At 40.6% G+C, this 21789-nt stretch carries 20 protein-coding genes; 16 read left to right on the top strand and 4 right to left on the bottom strand.

Going from position 1 to position 21789, the window contains the following annotated elements; genetic code table 11:
* Positions 1-68: 68 nt before the first annotated feature.
* A complete protein-coding gene (locus WBM98_RS02880; RefSeq protein ID WP_424364518.1) occupies positions 69-236 on the bottom strand; it encodes a hypothetical protein in 168 nt (55 codons plus the stop codon).
* 197 nt (positions 237-433) lie between these two features.
* Positions 434-1525, bottom strand: coding sequence for a vWA domain-containing protein (locus tag WBM98_RS02875; RefSeq protein WP_424364517.1), 1092 nt, complete (start codon positions 1523-1525; stop codon positions 434-436).
* A 230-nt stretch (positions 1526-1755) separates the two neighbouring features.
* Here WBM98_RS02875 and WBM98_RS02870 point away from each other — a divergent pair, with 230 nt between their 5' ends.
* The 7 genes from WBM98_RS02870 to WBM98_RS02840 all read left to right on the top strand — a co-directional run bounded on the left by WBM98_RS02870 (position 1756) and on the right by WBM98_RS02840 (position 8675).
* A complete protein-coding gene (locus WBM98_RS02870) occupies positions 1756-2766 on the top strand; it encodes an XdhC family protein (protein WP_424364516.1) in 1011 nt (336 codons plus the stop codon).
* Positions 2766-3377: a nucleotidyltransferase family protein gene (locus WBM98_RS02865; protein ID WP_424364515.1), complete on the top strand. Its 612-nt coding sequence runs from the start codon at positions 2766-2768 to the stop codon at positions 3375-3377. Before WBM98_RS02870 ends, WBM98_RS02865 begins: the two co-directional genes overlap by 1 nt.
* Before the next feature lie 4 nt (positions 3378-3381).
* Positions 3382-4476 carry an amidohydrolase family protein gene (locus WBM98_RS02860; protein WP_424364514.1) on the top strand — a complete coding sequence of 365 codons (1095 nt, stop codon included), beginning with the start codon at positions 3382-3384 and terminating at the stop codon, positions 4474-4476.
* A gap of 119 nt (positions 4477-4595) precedes the next feature.
* Complete coding sequence (locus WBM98_RS02855; protein ID WP_424364513.1) at positions 4596-6299, top strand: GMC oxidoreductase; 1704 nt, start codon at positions 4596-4598, stop codon at positions 6297-6299.
* 16 nt (positions 6300-6315) lie between these two features.
* Positions 6316-7404: a Gfo/Idh/MocA family protein gene (locus WBM98_RS02850; protein WP_424364512.1), complete on the top strand. Its 1089-nt coding sequence runs from the start codon at positions 6316-6318 to the stop codon at positions 7402-7404.
* A 7-nt stretch (positions 7405-7411) separates the two neighbouring features.
* Complete coding sequence (locus tag WBM98_RS02845; protein WP_424364511.1) at positions 7412-7963, top strand: gluconate 2-dehydrogenase subunit 3 family protein; 552 nt, start codon at positions 7412-7414, stop codon at positions 7961-7963.
* 1 nt (position 7964) lies between these two features.
* On the top strand, positions 7965-8675 hold the full coding sequence (locus WBM98_RS02840; RefSeq protein ID WP_424364510.1) for a galactosamine-6-phosphate isomerase: 711 nt from the start codon (positions 7965-7967) through the stop codon (positions 8673-8675).
* A 69-nt stretch (positions 8676-8744) separates the two neighbouring features.
* On the opposite strand, the gene WBM98_RS02835 is transcribed toward WBM98_RS02840, so the two are convergent.
* Together WBM98_RS02835 and WBM98_RS02830 are read right to left on the bottom strand one after the other, a co-directional pair.
* Positions 8745-8912 (bottom strand): hypothetical protein, encoded by a 168-nt coding sequence (locus tag WBM98_RS02835; RefSeq protein ID WP_424364509.1) that lies wholly within the window; start codon positions 8910-8912, stop codon positions 8745-8747.
* A 123-nt stretch (positions 8913-9035) separates the two neighbouring features.
* Positions 9036-9668 carry a GntR family transcriptional regulator gene (locus WBM98_RS02830; RefSeq protein ID WP_424364508.1) on the bottom strand — a complete coding sequence of 211 codons (633 nt, stop codon included), beginning with the start codon at positions 9666-9668 and terminating at the stop codon, positions 9036-9038.
* Between the two features lie 167 nt (positions 9669-9835).
* Between WBM98_RS02830 and WBM98_RS02825 the strand changes: the two genes are divergently transcribed.
* From WBM98_RS02825 to WBM98_RS02785, 9 genes are all read left to right on the top strand, one after another.
* The gene (locus WBM98_RS02825) at positions 9836-12001 is read left to right on the top strand and encodes a DUF5916 domain-containing protein (RefSeq protein WP_424364507.1); all 2166 of its coding nucleotides are present in this window, start codon (positions 9836-9838) and stop codon (positions 11999-12001) included.
* A 304-nt stretch (positions 12002-12305) separates the two neighbouring features.
* A complete protein-coding gene (locus tag WBM98_RS02820; RefSeq protein ID WP_424364506.1) occupies positions 12306-14417 on the top strand; it encodes an elongation factor G in 2112 nt (703 codons plus the stop codon).
* Positions 14418-15423: 1006 nt separating this feature from the next.
* The gene (locus tag WBM98_RS02815) at positions 15424-15867 is read left to right on the top strand and encodes a hypothetical protein (RefSeq protein WP_424364505.1); all 444 of its coding nucleotides are present in this window, start codon (positions 15424-15426) and stop codon (positions 15865-15867) included.
* Between the two features lie 11 nt (positions 15868-15878).
* Entirely contained in the window at positions 15879-16247 is a 369-nt protein-coding gene (locus tag WBM98_RS02810; RefSeq protein WP_424364504.1) for a GerW family sporulation protein, read from the top strand.
* A gap of 313 nt (positions 16248-16560) precedes the next feature.
* Entirely contained in the window at positions 16561-17016 is a 456-nt protein-coding gene (locus WBM98_RS02805; protein WP_424364503.1) for a cold-shock protein, read from the top strand.
* Between the two features lie 241 nt (positions 17017-17257).
* Positions 17258-18187 carry a nuclear transport factor 2 family protein gene (locus WBM98_RS02800; protein ID WP_424364502.1) on the top strand — a complete coding sequence of 310 codons (930 nt, stop codon included), beginning with the start codon at positions 17258-17260 and terminating at the stop codon, positions 18185-18187.
* A gap of 157 nt (positions 18188-18344) precedes the next feature.
* Positions 18345-19451, top strand: coding sequence for an MBL fold metallo-hydrolase (locus tag WBM98_RS02795; RefSeq protein WP_424364501.1), 1107 nt, complete (start codon positions 18345-18347; stop codon positions 19449-19451).
* Positions 19452-19639: 188 nt separating this feature from the next.
* Positions 19640-20746, top strand: a complete 1107-nt coding sequence (locus tag WBM98_RS02790; RefSeq protein WP_424364500.1) for a DUF7486 family protein — start codon at positions 19640-19642, stop codon at positions 20744-20746.
* Between the two features lie 121 nt (positions 20747-20867).
* Positions 20868-21788, top strand: coding sequence for an EamA family transporter (locus WBM98_RS02785; protein ID WP_424364499.1), 921 nt, complete (start codon positions 20868-20870; stop codon positions 21786-21788).
* Position 21789 lies beyond the last annotated feature (1 nt).

Here is a 21789-nt window from a genome sequence, read left to right as displayed (position 1 = left end):
GGTAATATTAATCGAAAAGTATTCAGTATTGAGTACTGAATACTGAATATTTAAAACGGAGCAAAACCTCAATACCCAAACCGTATCGTCATATAGGGTCCATATACCAATAAGATCACAAGCATGGTCAGTAAAATCGATACAATGGTGGAAAACAATAATAGCACAAGGCTCTTATAGCCCTTAGACAGTTGGCCAGCTGCGCTGTTTTGAATAATTTCGTTGATTACATCCATGATTTTCAAACTTTAAATTAAACGTCTTCATAGTCTTTAGGATGTAGGTATTCAATATAAATGGGGTTGTTGGTAATAGAACAACAGGAAGAACAAAAACCCTACCTGAACTTTAGGAAAACAAACCATCATAAATTTTATAAAATAAAAAAGCGCCCTGTGTAGGACGCTTATATTCATGCTAGTGTATGCTGGAATCATTCACAACCACCGGTAAAGCCATCAGCACTGAATTCAGTCTGTACCGCTCCTTTTTGATTGCCATCAACAACTCGGATCACTAAATTATTGTCCCCACTACCATCGCGTTTGGGGCTACAATATTCGAAAAGATAAAAGCTGTTGGCGCGTTCTGAGATTTTAATGGAGATCGCATTAAAAGTATTTTCCAATTCCTCCGCATTTCCGGCAAAAACACTATAGGTCTTACCGATATCGGTTAGTACTTGCGTATCTATTTCCGAGCCTAGACCAATGGTAAAGAAGGATACGTTAGAGCTGGCATCATTCACTTTCTTCAAGGCCGCCTCTTCTGTATAGCGCGAGGCCTGATCGGTACCATCGGTGAAAATGACCACAGAGGCCGCACCGATAACTTCATTCTTTATACTCTCCTTTAACAAATCTTCTGCAATTTTGGTGGACTTTATCACCGCACCATAAAGATCCGTTGATGGGTCATTGCTGATATCCTCAGTAATCGAGTTGATAGCATCGACCAATTCCTGTTTTGAACTGGTTAAATCGTTCAAAAGATGTAATTCATCCTCCCCATCGAACCAATAAATGGCCATTTTATAAGACTCCTCCGAAGTAGTCGGCATCACATTGTTCACAAAACTCACCGACGCCGTCTTCAGTTCATCAAGACTACTACTCAACACACTGTTACTTAAATCCAAAACCAATAAGGTGTTTGCATTGAATATTTGGGAATTGGATGAGATTCGGGCTTGTGATTCCGATTGTGATATCGTATTGAAACAGGCATCATTACGTCCTTGTTCATAAATGGTGAATTGATCGGCAGTCAATCCTGCAACGGGGCTGCCATCGGTATCGGACACTTTGAATAAAATGGAGACCTTCCCGGGCAAGGTGGTGTATTGTTCCTGTATGGATAACACCAAATCACTTTCTCCAAAGGCAAGACAATCATCAACCGGTTTACCCTTTCCGAGGCCATCCCCGAAATTAAGGTCCAAATTAACATCATCATCGGCATTACCGCACGAAAAAGCTATAAAAAGCAACGTAAAAACACTGAAGTATCTTAGATAGGATTTCATTTTCATTATTTTGAGGTTCAACACACAGAACGTACAATTGGTTTTTAAATTATATGCGAATAAAAAAAGTTTGTTAAATCTTGTTAAAGTAAAATCCACCGGATTTTTTTATCGCTGAAAATAGAAGGGAATACCGCTTTAGTCTTTTGAAATAGCATTTTTGGATGTACATTTATGTTTTATCGTATCTCATTCCTAACTAGGATTATTTTTACTTATAATTTCGCAACATGACCCATGAGTTCAAGGCCATCGTAAAAGCCTACATTTCAGCAAAGGAACAGCACATTAAAACAGTTTTAGCCACAGTCGTTGACCTTGATGGTTCATCGTATAGAAGGCCTGGGGTTCGCATGTTGATTACAGGGGATGGGAAGTCCATTGGCGCCGTGAGTGGTGGTTGTGTAGAAAAAGAAGTGATTCGACAGGCCCAAAGTGTCTTAAAGGATGGTATTCCGAAAATGATGACCTATGACGGTAGATACCGTTTAGGCTGCGAGGGCCTACTCTATATTCTTATTGAACCTTTTAGTCCCAGTGACGAATTTTTAAATGCGTTCGAAATACATTTGGAAATCAGGAAACCTTTTCGTGTCACCTCTTATTTTTCACATAGTGAGGGGGTAAATGAATCCTTCGGATCATTGATCCAATTAGCTGACAAAACATATACCTTCAGGAATTACAAACGATCAAAAGAAGAAATGCAGGTTTTTGTCCAAGACATGAAACCCTGCTTTAAATTAATGATCATAGGGGCGGAACACGATGCCGTTCAATTAAGCGGCTATGCATCGCTTACGGGTTGGGAAGTCACCGTTGTGGTGGCGCCTTATGAGCGCAAAACCCTTGCAGATTTCCCTGGGGCCCAGGAATTGTGCTGCGTGGATGCGGAAAACCTAGAGGTAGGCCTTATTGATGATCAAACCGCAGTAATGCTCATGACCCATAATTATGTGAAGGACCTACAATTTCTTCTGAGAATAATGGAAGTGCAGCCCGCCTATCTTGGTATTTTAGGTCCTGCCAACCGTCGTGAAACACTTTTGGGGGAATTGATAGAACGTAATCCAGAAATCGAGCCCTCCTTTTTCGATACCATATACGGCCCTTCAGGCTTGAATATTGGGGCAGAGACCGCACAGGAGATAAGTATTGCTATTTTGGCCGAGATCTTGGCTGTGGTCCGTAATCAAAACCCAATAATGCTTAAGAATAAAACCCGTCCTATTCACTACTAATGGGTAAAAAAGATCAGATAGCAGTGATCCTATTGGCCGCTGGGGAATCTTCCCGCATGCGACAGCCGAAACAACTGTTACCTTGGGGCGATACCACACTCCTTGGCCATGCCATAAAAGTTGCACAGGATAGTAATGCCCAGGACGTATATGTAGTATTGGGGGGCCATGCACAAACGATCCAAGAACAGCTTGATCTTTCCCATATCAAATGTATCCTGAACAAAAATTGGAAGAAAGGTTTGGGTACTTCCATAGCATGTGCGGTGAAACACCTTGCACATGCGCACAAGGCCTATGATGGTTTACTTTTTATGCTTGGGGACCAACCATTAATCGATGCCCAGGTGCTGAATACCATGCTCAGAGCATTCAGTCAGGGGAATAAAGGCATGGTCGCTACAAAATATCCACAAGGCAATGGGACACCCGTACTTTTCCATAAGAAGTTTTTTGGATTTTTAAAGGAACTGGATGGGGACAAGGGGGCCAAAGAAATCATCGCGAACAACAGTGATGATGTAATAGCCCTTGCTCCCGACGGGAAAGAGGTGGACCTAGATACCTATGCGGAGTACCAACAGCTGAAACAACAATTAAAACCAAGATAACGCAATGGGGAATAAACAATTTTTCATAGGTATAATGGCCTTGTTATTATCATACGCCACGATTGTAGGTCAAGAAATGGATTTTGAGAACTATAATCCCAAATCAACCTTGGTGGTTCCTGTACATGAGGTGAAAAAGGCAAAATTTCCTTTTATCGACGTACATAGTCACCAAAGGGGCATGTCGGCTGAGGCCTTAACAGCGCTGATCAAGGATATGGATGCCCTCAATGAGGGTATTATGGTGAATCTGAGTGGTGGTTCGGGAGAAGGATTAAATTCCATGCTAAAAAACATAAAGGCAACCTACCCCAATCGGTTCGCGGTTTTTGCCAATGTGGATTTTGACGGAGTCGGTACCGAAGGATGGGGCCAGAAAGCTGCTTCCCAATTGGAAATCGATATCAGAAATGGTGCAAAAGGACTTAAAATTTTCAAAAGTCTGGGATTAAGATATAGGGATGCTGACGGCAAACGTTTAGCTATCGATGACCCCAGATTAGCCCCTATTTGGGCCAAGTGTGAGGAAATGGGTGTTCCGGTTCTTATCCATGCGGCCGATCCAAAGTCATTTTGGGACCCTATGGACAGTGACAATGAACGATGGTTGGAATTAAAGACCCATCCCCGAAGAAAAAGATCGGCCACCGATCCCGCGCCATGGGAACAGATCATACAGGAACAACACAATGTGTTCAAGAGACATCCAAAAACCAAATTCATCAATGCCCATATGGGTTGGTATGCCAATGACCTTAAAAAATTAGGGCAATTATTGGATGCCATGCCGAATATGTATGTGGGTATAGCTGCCGTTATCGCCGAGTTGGGAAGACAGCCCAAAACTGCCCATGAATTCTTTATTAAATACCAAGATCGGATTCTTTTTGGTAAGGATAGTTGGCAACCAGAGGAATTCCCCACCTATTTCAGGGTACTGGAAACTGGGGATGAATATTTTCCCTATTACAAGAAATATCATGCCTTTTGGGCGATGTACGGGCTCGATTTGCCCGATGACGTATTGAAAAAAGTCTACTATAAAAATGCGTTGCATCTCATTCCAGGCTTGGACAGCGGTTTGTTCCCCAAAGATTGATTGATGTGATCAATTATATCAGCAATGTATTTGGTATTCAATGGAAAAGATTGGAACTTTAAAGGATTATGTTTGAACGATGACCCTTCTATACAGATGCCCATATTAATTCATATACTATGACAGAACCCGAAGCGAATTCTTTTGATGCCATTGTTATTGGCTCCGGTATTTCCGGTGGCTGGGCCGCAAAGGAATTATGTGAAAAAGGCCTGAAGACCCTTGTGCTCGAACGAGGGCGAAATATTGAGCATTTAAAAGATTATCCTACAGCACATTTACATCCTTGGGAATTTAAATACCGAGGATCAATGAGTAAGGAATTTTATGACAAGAACCCATTGATAACCAAAGCAGCGGGTTTTGATGACAGTACAGACCATTTCTTTATTGAGGATGACGACCATCCTTATGTTCAGGAAAAACCATTCGATTGGATACGCGGCTACCAGGTGGGTGGCAGATCATTGACATGGGGTAGGGCCTGTCAGCGGTGGAGTGACTATGAATTTAAAGCCCCGAATAAGTATGGGTATGGTATTGAATGGCCTATTTCCTATGGGGACGTTGCACCATGGTATTCCCATGTGGAAAAATTCATTGGTGTGTGCGGCAATAAAGATGGTATTGAAGCCATGCCCGATGGGGATTTTTTACCCCCCTTCGAATTTAATTGCGTAGAGCAATATTTGAGCGATAAGATTAAAGAACACTATCCCGATAGGCATGTGGTACAAGGAAGGTGGGCACAATTGAGTGAACCCCAGGAAATTCATTTGGAACAAGGCCGTGGAAAGTGCCAGGCACGAAATTTGTGTATGAGGGGCTGCCCTTTTGGAGGCTATTTCAGTTCCGTATCCTCAACGCTTCCGTGGGCAGATAAGACTGGGAACCTTACCATTAGGCCTTTCTCCGTAGTACATTCCATTCTATATGATGAAGAAACCGGAAAAGCTTCCGGGGTAAAGGTAATCGACACCAATACACATGAGGAGATCGTCTATACCGCCCGGATCATTTTTGTGAATGCTTCCGCTCTGAACACCAATTTGATTTTGCTCAATTCAAAGTCATCCCGTTTTCCGAACGGTTTGGGCAATGACAACGGACTTTTGGGAAAATATATTTGTTTTCACATCTATAGGGGCTTCGCTGTTGGTAAGATCGATGGTTTTGAAGATAAGTATATTTATGGGAGAAAGCCATCAGAACCTATTTTGGCCAATTACCGTAATCTAAAGGAACAGGAAATGGACTATGTTGGTGGGTTCACTACCTTTTGCGGTGCGTATCGTGTGCGAAATAATGAACTACCAAAGAGTGAAATTCAGATTGGGGCCGACTTTAAGCATGCGATAAGTGAAGCGGGGCAATGGTATATTCAAATGTACATGCAGGGGGAAACCATTCCTAAAAAGACCAACACCGTTTATCTAAGTACCGAGAAGAAAGATCAATGGGGTGTTCCGCTATTGGTTACCGATGTGGACTATGATGAAAACGATGAGAGGATGGTGGCCGATTTTTTAAAGCAAAGTACCGAAATGTTGAAGAAAATAGGATGTACGGATGTCCATGTCCAGGATAGTAAGCAACCCCCAGGATTGGATATCCATGAAATGGGAGGTGTAAGAATGGGCCGTGATCCCAAAGACTCCCTCTTGAATGAATGGAACCAAATGCATTTGTGTAAAAATGTATTTGTCACCGATGGTGCTTGCATGACCAGTACGGGAAACCAAAGCCCGTCAATTCTATACATGGCACTTACAGCAAGAGCTGCAAACTATGCCGCTGAGGAATACAAAAAAGGAAATATATAAATTAATCGTTTTAAAAATGGAAAAAAAGATTGGTGTTGGACTCGTTGGCTCACAATTTATATCATCCATTCATGCAGAGGCCCTAAAATCGGTTTCTGATGCTGAGATCATTGCGGTCATGTCGCCAACCCCGGGCAACGCCAAGGAGTTTGCAACCAAACACGGCATCCCACATCATTTTAGCGATCTCGATAATCTATTGGCCATGAAAGAGATCGATTTGGTGGTCATTGGGGCGCCCAACAATGTACATTGTGAAATTGCTTTAAAAGCCGCAAAGGCAGGGAAGCACATGGTCGTGGAAAAACCCTTATGCATGAATTTGATGGAAGCAGATCTTATGATCGATGCCTGTAAAAAAGCCAATGTCAAATTAATGTATGCCGAAGAGTTGTGTTTTACCCCCAAGTATGTGCGACTAAAGGCATTGTTGGACGAAGGTGCCCTGGGTCACCCTGTTTTATTCAAACAATCCGAAAAACACGATGGCCCACATGCCGATCATTTTTGGGATGTGGAACGATCCGGTGGTGGTGTTACAATGGATATGGGTTGTCATGCCATTGAATTTTTTAGATGGTTGAACGGTAGAAAACCTATAAAATCGGTTTATGCACAAATGAATACCAGTGTCCATAAAGACAAAACCATTGGGGATGACAATGCCATCATTATACTTGAATTTGAAAATGATGTTATCGCCATGGCGGAAGAGAGCTGGACAAAATTAGGTGGCATGGATGACAGGGCAGAAATCCATGGTTCTGAAGGAGTAGCTTATGCCGATGTGCTCCAGGGAAATTCCATACAGACCTATAGTAAAAAAGGGGTAGGGTATGCCGTGGAAAAAGCTGGGAATACCGTGGGATGGAGCTTTACCATGTATGAGGAGATTTGGAATTATGGTTTTCCACAAGAATTTGCCCATTTTGTTGATTGTGTAAAGAACGATAAAAAACCGGCCGTTTCTGGGGAAGATGGGCGGGCCGTTTTAGAGGTTATTTTCGCGGCTTATGAATCGGCGGGTACGAACAAGAAAGTTTTCCTGCCATTTGAGTCAACCGTGGACAAGCCTTATAAATTATGGAAAAACCGAAATCAATAATATAGGTATGGATCGAAGAAAAGCACTTTTACTCACCACCAGTATCTTGGGCAGCACCATGATCGGCGCTGATTTTTTTCTATCGGGCTGTACACGTAAGATAACGAACAAAGCGCTGTTCTCAGATGCCGATATGCTCTTCTTGGATGAGGTGGGTGAAACGATTTTGCCGGAAACCGATCGTTCACCTGGGGCTAAGGCAGCCAAAATAGGTGCATTCATGGTGACCATCGTAACCGATTGCTATGATCAAAAGGAACAAACCATTTTCAAGGAAGGAATAGATACAATAGGGAAAATGGCCCATACCGCCTATTCCAAAAGCTTTTTGAAACTTGACCCAGATCATAGGCAGGATTTATTGGTACGCTTGGATAACCAAGCCAGAACCATCCCCGAAGGAGAACCCCCACATTATTTTACCATGCTGAAACAACTTACGATTTGGGGTTATTTCACTTCTGAACCGGGGGCTACAAAAGCATTGCGATATCTTCCGATTCCAGGGAGTTTTAAAGGATGTGTTCCTTATAACAAAGGTGATAAAGCATGGGCATGATATGAACGTACACTATTGTTCCGATTATCAAGAAATGAGCCAACGTGCCTATGAATCCATTATTGCAGATCTTAAAGGACATCCCGAACAATTGATTTGCACAGCAACCGGTAGTTCTCCGACGGGTGCCTACGAAAAATTGGCAAGAAGGTTCACGAAAAATCCCGAGTATTTCAAAGCATTGATGCTCTTAAAATTGGATGAGTGGGGAGGCATTGATAAGAAGGAACCCAGTAGCTGTGAATCTTACCTTCAAGAGAAAGTGATCCAACCATTACAGATTCCTAAGGACCGATTCATTGCTTTTGATTCCAATCCCGATTCCCCTGAGAAGGAGTGCGCACGAATACAAGGGGAGATTGAACAAAAAGGGCCTATCGATCTATGTATTTTAGGAATGGGTCAGAATGGCCATATAGGATTCAATGAACCTGCAAGTTCTTTATCCCCACATTGTCATGTAGCCAAACTCACTCCGGAATCCTTAAACCATCAAATGATACATACTTTGGGCAAAAAACCGAGTTATGGATTAACCTTGGGAATGGGGGATATACTGAAATCAAAAAAGATCATCCTATTCCTAACCGGAGCGAACAAAAAGGCTGTCATACAAAAATTCCTCTCCAAAAATGTCACAACCAGCTTACCAGCTTCATTTTTGTGGCTACATCCGAATGTGGAATGTTTTATCGATTCGACAGCTGTCTGAATCTTAAGTTTCTTTATGAAAGATAAAAGGGCAGACCGATCCCCTGGTTTCATTCAAGGATATAAGAGATTAGTCCATTTCAATGAAATCACTTCCTTTTAGATCTTGTTGAGGATTGGTATAACTAGATCCATAATCCTGAAAAATCCCACAGGAATAGACTTTTTTGGCCAATGGGGCTTCTTCTTTTATTTTCTTTTTGGACAAGGCTTTAATTTGGGGAGACAAAAAGTTCATGATGTATCTTTAAAGGCATTACTTCTTATTAAACGCATAAAAAGCCATTTTCATATGGCCTTTATAGATCCAATTTCATATTTTTTTCTTAAAACTGCGATTTTATTGTGTACGGTAAAAGGATTATATAAAACGAAGTTGCTTTTGAATATAATCTAGGATCAGCATCCAGTTCATTTTAAGCACTAACGCAGCGGTTGGTACATTATCATCTTCGATGGCGGAGATAATGCCATCATGTTGGTTATCCGACTTTGCATAAATGGAATCATCGGACATAAAAGCTTTTTCGTAAAAAATGATACGTGTTTTTAAATCGGTCAAGATTTGTTGGGCAAGGGCGTTTTCGTAATGTTGGGTCAGGATTTTATGGAATTCAAGCTTTGCATGTATCCGCGCTAACGTATCCTTTGCATTTTTGAATTTGATCTGTATCCGTTTTAAGTCCTCTATCGATGTTTCGTCAAATACCGAGTTTTCAAGGGCCAAAACCTCTAAATCAGCAACCAGTTCATATAAGTCTTTTGCCTCGGAATAATTCAAATCGGCAATGATAAACCCTCTATTGGGTATGGCCTTGATCAACATGGATTGTTGTAATTGGGTGAGTGCCTCCCGTATGGGTGTCACACTCACATCGAGTTTACGTGCCAAGGCTGCCAAATTCAGGGTCTTTCCAGGTTCCAATTTCCCTTGTGTCATTTGGTTTAAAAGATGTTCCCGTACTTGATCGCGTAAGATTACTTTTGAAATCATATGCTAATATACTATATCGTATACGATTTAACGCAAAATCTTTGTCGTTGGTATCTAACAAAAGGAAAAATGGTCAATACCAACTCATAATAATGACAAATTATAGCTGATAATAGTGGATATTTTACAAGTATTTTCCTTAATTATTGGCTACATTAGTTCTGATTATGAAGAGCCAACTTACCGCCATACTGCTCACCATTATTTGTTTTTCGGGTTGGGCACAAAAAAAGAATGAATCGTTCCGCTTGCATATCAGAAAAGCGACTGCACCCATTGTCATCGATGGAGTGGCCGACGATTCAGCATGGCAGGATACTGATGTAGCCGATGATTTTTTTATGGTTTTACCCATGGATGGTCGAAAAGCCCTTGAGAAGTCGGAAATTCGAATGGCATACGATGATAAACAGATCTATCTTGTCGCAACTTTCTATAATAGTACGAAAGGGAAGAATTTCGTGGAATCCTTGCGGAGGGATTTTAATTTCGGCAAGAATGATAATTTTCTACTTTTTTTAGACCCCTTTAATAACCAAACGACAGGATTTTCGTTTGGTTCAAATGCTGCAGGAGCACAATGGGACGGCACTATGTTCGGCGGCGGTAGCATTGATCTCAACTGGGATAGCAAATGGGTGTCCGAAGTAGTTCGCGATGAAGACAAATGGGTCTTTGAAATGGCCGTCCCCTTTAAATCGATCCGCTATAAGGATGGGGTAAAGGAATGGGGTATCAATTTTAGCCGGTTAGATTTAAAAGCGAGTGAAAAATCGAGTTGGACCCCCATTCCCCGACAATTCCCTACAGCTTCTTTGGCCTATACCGGGGTTTTGGTTTGGGATGCACCCCCACCTTCACCAGGAACCAATATATCGTTGATTCCCTATATGTTAGGTAGTGTGACTAATGATGATGAAGGCACGACGTACGACAAAAAAGTGGGGGGCGATGTTAAAGTCAGTCTAACATCGTCCTTAAATCTCGATTTAACGGTAAATCCTGATTTTTCCCAGGTAGAAGTCGATCGACAGGTCACCAATTTAGATCGGTTCGAACTGTTCTTTCCTGAAAAACGGCAGTTTTTTCTCGAAAACGGTGATCTTTTTGCCAATTTCGGCTATGCCAGCATTCGACCTTTTTTTTCAAGGCGTATCGGTCTAGGTGTTCCGATTAAGGCAGGGGCAAGGGTCAGTGGCAACCTAAATGAAAAGTGGCGTTTGGGACTCATGGATATGCAAACAGCCGCCGTTGACGAAACGGGGTTACCCAGTCAGAATTTCGGGGTGTTGTCATTGCAACGTAAAGTATTCGGTAGATCTAGTATCGGGCTGATGGTCGTTAACAAGGAATCGGTCAACTATCCCCAAGAGAACGATTCCTTGACCGCCCTTTATCCAAAATTCAATAGGAACGTGGGGATGGAGTATAATTTGGCCTCTTCGAACAATTTATGGAATGGTAAGGCCTTCCTATTAAAATCATTCTCCCCAAATGATCAGGGTAATGGATTGACACAGGCGGCACATTTGGAATACAATAGTAGAAAATGGAATTGGCGTATCCAAGAAGAATCCGTAGGCGAAAGTTATACGGCCGAAGTAGGTTATGTCCCTAGAAATGGATATGTCAGGATCCAGTCTTTTTTAGGACACCTATTCTTTCCCAAATCCGGCAAGATCTTAAGTCATGGTCCCACCTTGAATACCAGCTATTATTTCGACCAAAATTTTGCCCGTACCGACAATACGAGCTATTTGCTGTACGCTTTTGATTTTCGTGATCGAAGCAGTTTGAATTTCTTCATATCGGATGACTTTGTGGAATTACTTTCCCCTTTTGACCCTACGAGATTAGGTAAGGAGGAGTTGGCGGCAGGTACGAAACATCAATGGAACGCTTTTGGGTGGATGTACGCCTCCAAGCCCCAAAGTCTGTTCACCTACACCTTTGACTCTCGATTTGGCGGCTATTACGAAGACGGCAACAGAACGAGTCTTACCACGGAATTGGGATACCGGTTTCAACCCTATGTAAGCCTTAGTGCCAACTTGAATTACAACCGTATAAAAATGCCAGCCCCATGGAATACGAATGAATTCTGGCTTATTGGGTCGGAAGTCGACATCACCTTCACCAACACCTTGTTCTTTTCAAATCTTTTCCAATACAATGAGCAATCGAAGAATTTCGATTTGAATTCAAGGTTCCAGTGGCGTTATAAACCGGCTTCTGATCTATTCATTGTCTATACCAACAATCAGTTGTTGTCTCCCTACACCGGCCGAACCTGGTCACTTACCTTAAAACTGAATTATTGGTTCAATCCCTAGGCCTTTGGTAGGGATACCCATACTTGTCCTCACCCAATTAAGCCCGCAGGATTGCTTTAAACGTGAAACAGGCATAACAAATAGTGCCCAATCTTATTTTTCATAAAAGCAGAGGATTTTGGTTTTGATTTCAATCCATTTTAGTATTTTTAAGAGATACTTTATTGGTTTCCATATCAAAATCTTAAATAGGTGCTCCTTGCCTTAAGAATACAACATTATTTGGGTATAAAAACTAACAAATGTCATGTTATTCGACTGAATGAAATTCTAGATTTGTAAGACAACTAAAAACCACTACTCCATGAAGATATACGATGACAAACACATAAAAAATGTAGTTCTTGTAGGTGCTCATAACGCGGGGAAGACCACCTTGGCAGAGACCATGCTTTTTGAGGCAGGATTGATCAATAGAAGAGGTGCCGTTGAAAATTTCAATACCGTCTCGGATTATCATGAGCTTGAACATGAAAGAGGAAATTCAGTATATGCCACGCCTATGCATACCGAATGGCGGCAGTACAAGATCAACATTATGGATACACCCGGATTGGACGATTTCATCGGAGAGATCATTGCCTCGATCCGTGTGGCAGATACCATTGTCACGGTCATCAACGGCCAACAGGGAGTCGAAGTAGGTACAGAGATCATTTGGAACTATGTTGATAAATACCAAAAGCCAACGATATTCGTAATCAATCAAATTGACCATGAAAGCCTGAAGTTTGAGGAAAGTTATAATAGCCTTAGGAATTTGGTAGGCAATAACATCGTAAAAGTACAATATCCCATAAAGGTCGATGGTGCCCAGTGCATTATCGATGTATTAAAGATGAAAATGTACAAGTTCGGACCTGAAGGCGGAAAACCGGAAAAACATCCCATACCCGAAGACCAGAAAGAACTGGCGGATATACTACATAATGAGTTGGTCGAGAAAGCGGCAGAAAATGATGAGGAATTAATGGAGCTTTTCTTTGATAAAGGCACCTTGAACGAAGATGAAATGCGGCAAGGTATCAAGGCAGGTATGCTCAACCTTGAATTGTTCCCCGTATTCTGTACCTCTGGACTAAACGATATGGGGAGTGGACGACTTATGGGTTTCATTGATAATGTAGCCCCATCCGCGGCCGACCTTAAACCAGAACAAAGTGTCGAAGGCAATGCCATAGAACCAAAAAAGGAAGCCCCTACGGCGCTTTTCGTATTTAAGACCATACATCAACCTAATTTGGGCCAGATTACTTTTTTCAAGGTCAAAGCTGGAGAAATCAACCAGAATGATAAATTGGTGAATTCAAGAAATGGGGAAACCGAGATTTTGAACCAACTCTTTATTATGGATGGTAAAAAACGGGAACCGGTTTCAAAATTGACCGTTGGCGATATTGGCGCCACGCTGAAGTTGAAATACACCGAAACCAATGACACCCTGCATGAGGCTGGGAATCCCATAACGATCAAACCCATTCAATTTCCTGAACCTCGAACCAAAAAATCGATTTCAGCCGCCAATAAAAAAGAAGAGGAGAAATTGAGTGATGCCTTAAAGAAAATCCATAGTCAGGACCCAACAGTGGTCGTATCCTATTCAAAGGAATTAAAACAGCTTATTTTGGGTTGCCAGGGTGAACTGCATTTGGCAACCATTGATTGGGTATTAAAAAATGTCTATGGCATTGAAGCTAAATTTGAACGTCCTAAAATTGCCTATCGCGAAACGATTCAGCGATCTTCAAATGCGAGTTATCGACATAAAAAACAATCTGGGGGCGCAGGACAATTTGGAGAGGTGCATTTAAAGATAGAACCGTGGTATGAGGGCATGCCCGAACCCGATGGCTTCAATATCAGGGGCAAGGAAGAGGTGGATCTTCCATGGGGCGGTAAGCTTGTCTTTTACAATTGTATTGTCGGTGGTGTCATTGATACACGATATTTACCATCCATAATGAAAGGAATCTTGGAAGTCATGGAAACGGGCCCCTTAACAGGTTCCTATATCCGTGATGTGCGGGTTATGGTCTATGATGGCAAAATGCACTCTGTCGATTCCAATGATATTTCCTTTAAAATTGCCGGGGCCCACGCCTTTAAACAGGCATTTCTAAATGCGAATCCGAACTTATTGGAACCCGTTCAGGAATTGACCGTGAAAGTACCCGAAGAGATGGTGGGGAGTGTCATGACCGATCTTCAATCACGACGTTCCATAATTCAAGGAATAGAGACCCAGGACCATTCCCAAATTCTTAAATGTATGGTCCCGGCAGCAGAACTTTATGGGTACTCCACCAATTTAAGGTCCATGACCCAAGGTAGGGCTACCTTTAAATCCGTTTTTTCATCGTTTCAAGGTGTTCCTTCGAATGTGCAAAAAGAATTGGTACAACAATCTGAACAGTAAATCGCTAACCAACCTAAGTAGAGAGGGCCCTGACAATTCTGTCAGGGCCCTCTTGTTTCTTGCTCTAAGGATTTGATTCATAATCCCTATCTATAGTGGCGATGTGCAGTCCATTGCACTCTTTTACTATTCTTGAAATTGGAAAAATAAGAATTCTTCCGAGCTTCAGTGGGTGTGGATAATGTGACTATTGTTCTCATGTTTTTTGTTTTTATATCCCGAATGAATTTGGGATTAAGTTGTTGTTTGTTGTTTTTTTGCTATCAATTATGGCTTCTGTACTCAGCCCAACGTACCCGTTTGCTATCCTTAAAATGCGAGAAATAAGCATATTTTCTGGCCTCGGTGGGTGTCTTGCTTAATGTTGCTTTCATGATTTCTGTTTTTTATGACCTATCGAATGCGGTTTGGTCTGATTGTTTTTTGATTTGATGATGATGGTTTTATTAGCGATTATAATTCCTATAACCTGCCCATTGAACCCTTTTACTTTCTTTTAATGCGGAAAAGAATGAATTGACTCTTGTTTCCGTTGCTGTTCTTCTGCTTGATGCTCTCATGATTTCCTTTTTTAGTTGTTGTTTAAATTGTTTTTAGTTTTTAAGTCGTATAACCAATCGGTGTTCCAGCCTTTACCCATTTCAAAATAGATTTTAGGTCTTACTTGGTGTGGATGCAATGTTTTCATTTTCGTTGTATTTGATTGACTTACACTAAACAGACGAGAGAGGGATTGATTTGTTACAGTACTATGTATAAAAAGGTACTATTTTATAGATTATTTAACAAATCCAGGAGAGAGGTGGAGGGGGTAGTACCTTCTAATATATTGAATATAAGCGTATTAAGATGATGCTAAAAACAATAAAAAAAACTGTTAAATAGTTACATGGTTGATGTACATCATTGTTGAATTGACATTCTTCCATTTTATTTGCATAAAAATATGATGTCAGTGTATATAATCATCCTTATAATATGCCTAATTATGGTGTACCTATTATTTATGGATCTAATACTTTTCATAAATACGGGCACCAATGAATATTATATTCGTGCCAAAGGACTCATGAAAGCTTCTCTTGAACCACATAAGGAAGAGCTGATACGTATTCATATTCAGGCCTTGTTTATGAATTTCTATTTCTATCCCATTAAAAAGATCGGTGCCTCCAAAAAACAGAAAAAAACAAAAACCAAGAGTACGAAAAAAAAAGGCCATGTCTCTTTTCAAAAAGGAATACGCGTCATTCGAACATTCAAAGTCAAACGCTTCTCTGTTGATTTAGACACAGGCGATTGTATCACAAATGCAAAATTATATCCTGTGTTCGCTTTATTGAACCATCATACGGGCAATTTCAGGTTGAATTTTGAAGGTAGAAACCAACTCTTACTTTATATGCATAATAGACCAATACATATTTTAAAATCATTTATTAACTTCTAAAAACGCATATCATGGAATTACATTTTGAAGAATTATTAGGAAAAATTACCGACTTTATGAAGTCTGAGGCCAATACCGACACGGTTGTAGGCAAACAGTTTGATCTGGGGGAATTTAAATGTGTGCCAGTCATTAAGGTAGGCATGGGATTTGGTTCTGGCGGTGGTGAAGGTACTGAAGCCAAAGCAAAAAAAGGCCAAGGAATGGGTGCCGGTGCTGGCGTAGGCATAGAACCTATTGGTTTTTTGGTAACCAAAGGTGATGAAATCTCCTTCTTGCAAGCTGGCAAGACCCATGGTTTGGCCGCTGCTTTTGAAAAAGTGCCCGATTTAATTGAGAAAATCGTCAACAATAGGGCGAAAGAAGAAGCCGTGGCGTAAGACCGGCGTATTATTAAAAGTCAAAAAATTAAAACAAGGTTGGTTTGTTCACCAGACATTCCAACCTTTTATTTTTACAGTAATGGGCTTAAAAAGTAATTTAAAGGTGACTAAATGGAACGAAATCATGGCAACAATACCATACACCCCCCCACAATTAAAAGCAATACCTTATATTTGCATAAAAATTTAAGAAATGGGATTCCTCTTTTGAACAAAGAATCCTAGGTTTTCTTCAGGATTATTTTTTATCATTGAATGATATGTGTAGCCTTTCTTTCTTAAATTATTAACTAAAACAGCGAAGTATAGTATGGCGAAGTCGCAGCAGACATTCAATAAAAGTGAAAAGGAAAAGAAACGTTTAAAAAAACGGGAATTAAAGAATAAGAAAAAATTGGCCCGTAAAGCGGCATCCAAGGAAAGCGGGGGAGGTATTCAATTCGCCTATGTGGATTATAATGGCAATTTAACCGATACACCACCGGACCCATCCCTAAAGATTGAAATAGAGGCCGAGGATATTGTTTTGGGGATTCCCAAGAAAGAAGAAAGCGATGAGGAAAAGTTCGACCCGGTAAGAAACGGTAAGGTTTCCTTTTATGATTCATCAAAAGGATTCGGATTCATCATCGACAGCGTTAATCAAGAAAAATATTTCACCCATGTAAGTGGGTTGATCGATGAGATTATCGAAAACGATAAGGTATCTTTTGAACTCGAAAAAGGACAACGCGGCATGAACGCTGTCAGGGTAAAAAAGATATAACGCCACACAGATTCCAATAGAATATTATATAAAAAGACCGCAAACCATTTGCGGTCTTTTTATTTCTCGTAATTCATAGAGGGTTGGTAGCACAAACAGATAAATAAACACATGGTTTGGGACAGGAATAAGGGGTATTCGTCCTTTTTCATTATAAAAAAATCACAAAAGTTATTTCATTACGATAGAAATAGTGATGCAATAGTTGTATTCACAATGTATAATCTAACATTCTATTAAAATGAAAAAAGTAACACTCTTGACCCTACTGCTCATTGTGGCTTTGAGCTATTCACAAAAGAAAAAAAACGGGACGGTTTATTTGGAGCATCCCGCGTTGGATGCAGTTGACCAAATGCAACAAGCCTGGATGGCTGGTGATGCCGAAAAGGTTGCAACGTATTTAGCCGATGATTTTAAATCCTATTATGGATCCAACGTTAACAAAGATAGAAAGGGGCAAGATAGGGAGGGCTTTTTAAAACAAGTGAAATCCATAACCGAAAACTTATCCTATGTATCATTAAAACCCTCAGAAGGGGCTTTTCCCGATGCCATTGAATATAAGGATGGCGATACATGGGTACAGACTTGGGACCACATGAAGGCCATTCATGATAAGACCGGTGTAAAATTGGATATGCCTTTCCATAGATTATATAAGTTAGATGATAAGGGGAAAATCAGTGTACTGATCAACTACTATGAAAATAGGATGTTCTGGGAAATAGGGAGAAGTTATTCAGATCGGGAAAATGGCACCATCTATAATCACCACGATAATATTAACAGTGTTCGAAGAATGATGGGAGCCTTTGAAAATGCCGATTTTGAAACAGCTTATAGCTATTTTGACGATGATTGCCGTTTTAATACCTTAGAATTACCCGATGGTGAAACAATGAGTCTTGATGAAATCAAGGAACGCAATAAAAAAATGTGGGAAGCCTATGAATTCAATAGTATTGATGTCGTCGGATATCCAGATTATCTGGAATATGACCTGAGGGATGGTCGAGTGGTACAATCCTGGTGGAAATTTAGGTTGACAAGAAAATCGGATGGTAAAAAGTTCATCGTTCCAGCCATGTATACCCATGATTTCAATGAAGATGGTAAAATTGTAGGCTCAAATGCATATGTAAGCACAAAGGTTTTGGATGCCAAATAAACGTAATATGATTTGATAATGAAAGAGGGCTTTTGGCCCTCTTTTTATATAATATTGGCAAAAAACGGTTCCTATTCATACTTCAATTGTACTACATTTGCTTTTTTATTCTGGAAATTTTTAAATGCTCAAAATATTTTTAATACTAATAAAACGAATGTTGCTAGGAATTGGAATTCTCTCGGGTATAGTATTGATAACCACAACAGCCTTCATAAATATCAGCCCAGAATTTGGCGGTAAGGCAACTAAGGAACAAAAAGAGTTATACGCCAAGTCCAATAATTTTAAAGAAGGAAAGTTCATTAACCGTGACAATATTCAAATGAGCATGGACTTCAAGAAGTTCGTAAAAAGCATGATTGGTTATTTCAAACCTTTACCAAACACAAGACCTAACGCTGATATTTCCGTACAAAAGATAGATTCCCTAAATATTGTACAATACAAGGACAGCACGCGATTGGTATGGTTTGGCCATTCCACCTTTTTGCTTCAAATGAACGGAAAGAACATACTAATAGATCCAATGTTCGGTGATGTACCTGCACCACATCCGATGTTGGGCGGCAAAAGGTTCAGTGGTGAATTGCCCATTGAGATAGAAAAATTGCCTCATATTGATGCTGTAATTTTGTCCCATGACCATTATGACCATTTAGATTATGGATCAATACGGAAGCTAAAAGACAAGGTAGGCCATTTTTTTACTCCTTTAGGTGTGGGCATCCATTTACAGGAATGGGGTGTTGAAGCGGGGAAAATAACCGAGTTGGATTGGTGGCAGGAACGTAATTTTGACGATTTGATATTTAGATGCACACCGGCCCAACATTTTTCAGGTAGAGGGGTCAATGACCGAGGCAATACCCTCTGGGCCTCATGGATCATTGCTTCAGATACCGAGAATATATTTTTTAGTGGAGATAGTGGCTATGGCTCACATTTTAAGGAAATAGGGGACAAATATGGCCCTTTCGATTTTGCTATGATGGAGTGTGGGCAGTACAACGAAATGTGGACGGAAATCCATATGATGCCCGAAGAAACTGCGCAAGCCGGTCTCGATCTGAAGGCAAGAATAATTATGCCCATTCATTGGGGCGCCTTTAAGCTGGCCATGCATTCATGGACAGACCCCATTGAACGGCTTATGACCAAAGCATCCGATTTACAGGTACCCGTATTGGTGCCTCAAATAGGGGAACCTATTTTTATTACCGAACAAGAAATCAAAAACTCAAATTGGTGGGAACTATATTAGTAGTCCAGTCCACTTCGAGGTGATGGCCATCTTCCCATTTTATTTGATGTGGCCGCGTGTACGACAGCATGATTAATATCAGCTTTCTTTATGGTTTTGAACTGTAACTTTGAATACTAATCTAGATTCGATCCATATGCCCAAAGCGTATGGTGTAGTATATTTCGAACCTAATAAATCAATTGACGATGGGAAAAACATATCGTATTTTAACCGTACCCAAAAATTTCCGGAACATTATTTTTCTTGCTGTGGTGCTTGTTTTAAGCAACTGTAAGGACGCTGAAAAACAGGAATCTCCTACTATTGAAACAGCGCTGGTTGCAGCTGAAGAAGCGATTATCTGGCATATTAAGACCATTCATCCCGATGGAAGGCTCATTGATGTCAAGGCGATTGACAAGGATGGGAACCGCTATGATGTAAAGGCCATTCAAGATACGAAACAGACCAGTTTTTTAGATATAAAGGCAATGGTAGGTGACAAACAACTACCGGTAAAACTATTGGTAAGTGGGGATAAATATACCCGTGTAAAGGCACTTGCCGATGACGGTAGTGTATATGATATCAAGGCTTTGACTCCTGAAGGGGATACATTGGATGTCAAAGGGGTAAGTAGAACCAAAAACATCATCCATATAAAGGCTATAAGCAAAACAGGGGAATTTTATGGCATAAAGGCCATTTCTCCAGAAGGGCGGCTCAATGACGTCAAAGGGATAAAAATAAATGATGAACAAACGGAAGAATTGATCAATGGACATGCTATTTATGCCCACGTTAAGGCGCTCCCTCAAGCAGGTGCCGCAAGCAATAATGGAAGATGGCATATCAAGGCCATTCATCCGGAAGGCTATGTGTTGGATATTAAAGCCTTCGATACCGATGGCACTATTTATGACGTGAAGGCCATTCAGGATTCCTATCAAAGAAGCCTAATGGATATTAAGGCAATTGTAGGTGAGAATGGGTATTTACCTATAAAAATGATTGTAAGCACCGACGAATACAAACCCATAAAGGCAATTTCGGACAACGGAACCTTGCTTGATGTGAAAGCTATCGCTAAAGATGGTACTAAACTAGATGTGAAAGGGGTGTTGCGTGACGGAAATATTATCCATATTAAGGCAATAAATGCCGAGGGTAAGTTCTATGGTGTTCAAGCTATATCCCCAGATGGCGAGTTGAACGATGTAAAAGGAATAAAGTTGCACAAAGAAGATCTGGAAACCGAAACAAACGGACAAAAGGTTTTTGCACATGTAAAGGCCATTCCACAGGCCTATTAAAATAATGAATCAATAGGATTGAAAAAGAGGGTCATATACCCTCTTTTTTGTTTTAATTAAATCAAATAATAAAAAGGATATCTTTACCAATGAACTTTAAATGGTATAATTAAAGCTTTGTATGCCTAAATCCCAAAGTCCAATATTGATTATTTTGGCGTTTTTCTCCATATATGTAATATGGGGATCCACCTACCTATTGAATAAAATCGCTGTAAACGAATTACCTCCATTTATGCTTGCATCGATACGTTTTATCGTCGCTGGTGTATTGATTTTCATCATAGCGAAACTTATGGGAAAAAGCATAGCCATAAACTGGATACAGTTAAAGAACGCCACAATTGCAGGATTTTTATTCTTGACTTTTGGCAATGGGGTAGTGGTCTGGGCCCTTAGATATGTCGATAGCGGTTTCGCTGCTTTGGAAATATCGGCCCAACCATTGATCATTTTGCTGCTTATGCGCATCATGCAAGGCAAGAAAATACAAATGATGTCGGTGGTCGGTGTTGTCTTGGGGTTTGTTGGTATTTATTTATTGGTAAGTCAAAAGCAAGTGCTCAATCAGGAGAATTCCATAACGGGTATGCTCATGATCTTTGCCTGTATGCTGAGCTGGGGATATGGAAGCCTTTTTGTGGGTAAGGCCGATTTACCGCGTAATTATTTTGTGAATACCGGGTATCAAATGCTCACAGGGGGCATTATGTTGGCGTTTTCGAGTCTATGCTTTGGGGAATCTTGGAGTTCACCATGGGTGTGGACCAAACCCGTGCAATATTCCATGTTGTTGCTTATTGTTTTTGGGAGTATTGTAGCCTTTACTTCGTTCAATTACCTACTGAAAGTCGTCTCCCCTGAAAAAGTGGCCACCTCTACCTATGTAAATCCTATTATAGCCCTTGTTTTAGGCTGGTACTTTTTAAATGAGCAGATTACCCTGCAATCGATTTGCGCGGCCGTTATTCTGCTTACAGGTGTATATTTTATCAACACGAAAAGAAAATTTGTGGTTCTTCCGCGTTTTTTTCGATTTTGAA

Origin of the sequence: Maribacter sp. (genome assembly GCF_049667165.1) — a bacterium.
Taxonomy (GTDB): Bacteria; Bacteroidota; Bacteroidia; order Flavobacteriales; family Flavobacteriaceae; genus Maribacter_A.
The sequence above is the reverse complement of the archived record's forward strand: the minus strand, read 5'-3'. Positions and strand labels throughout refer to the sequence as shown.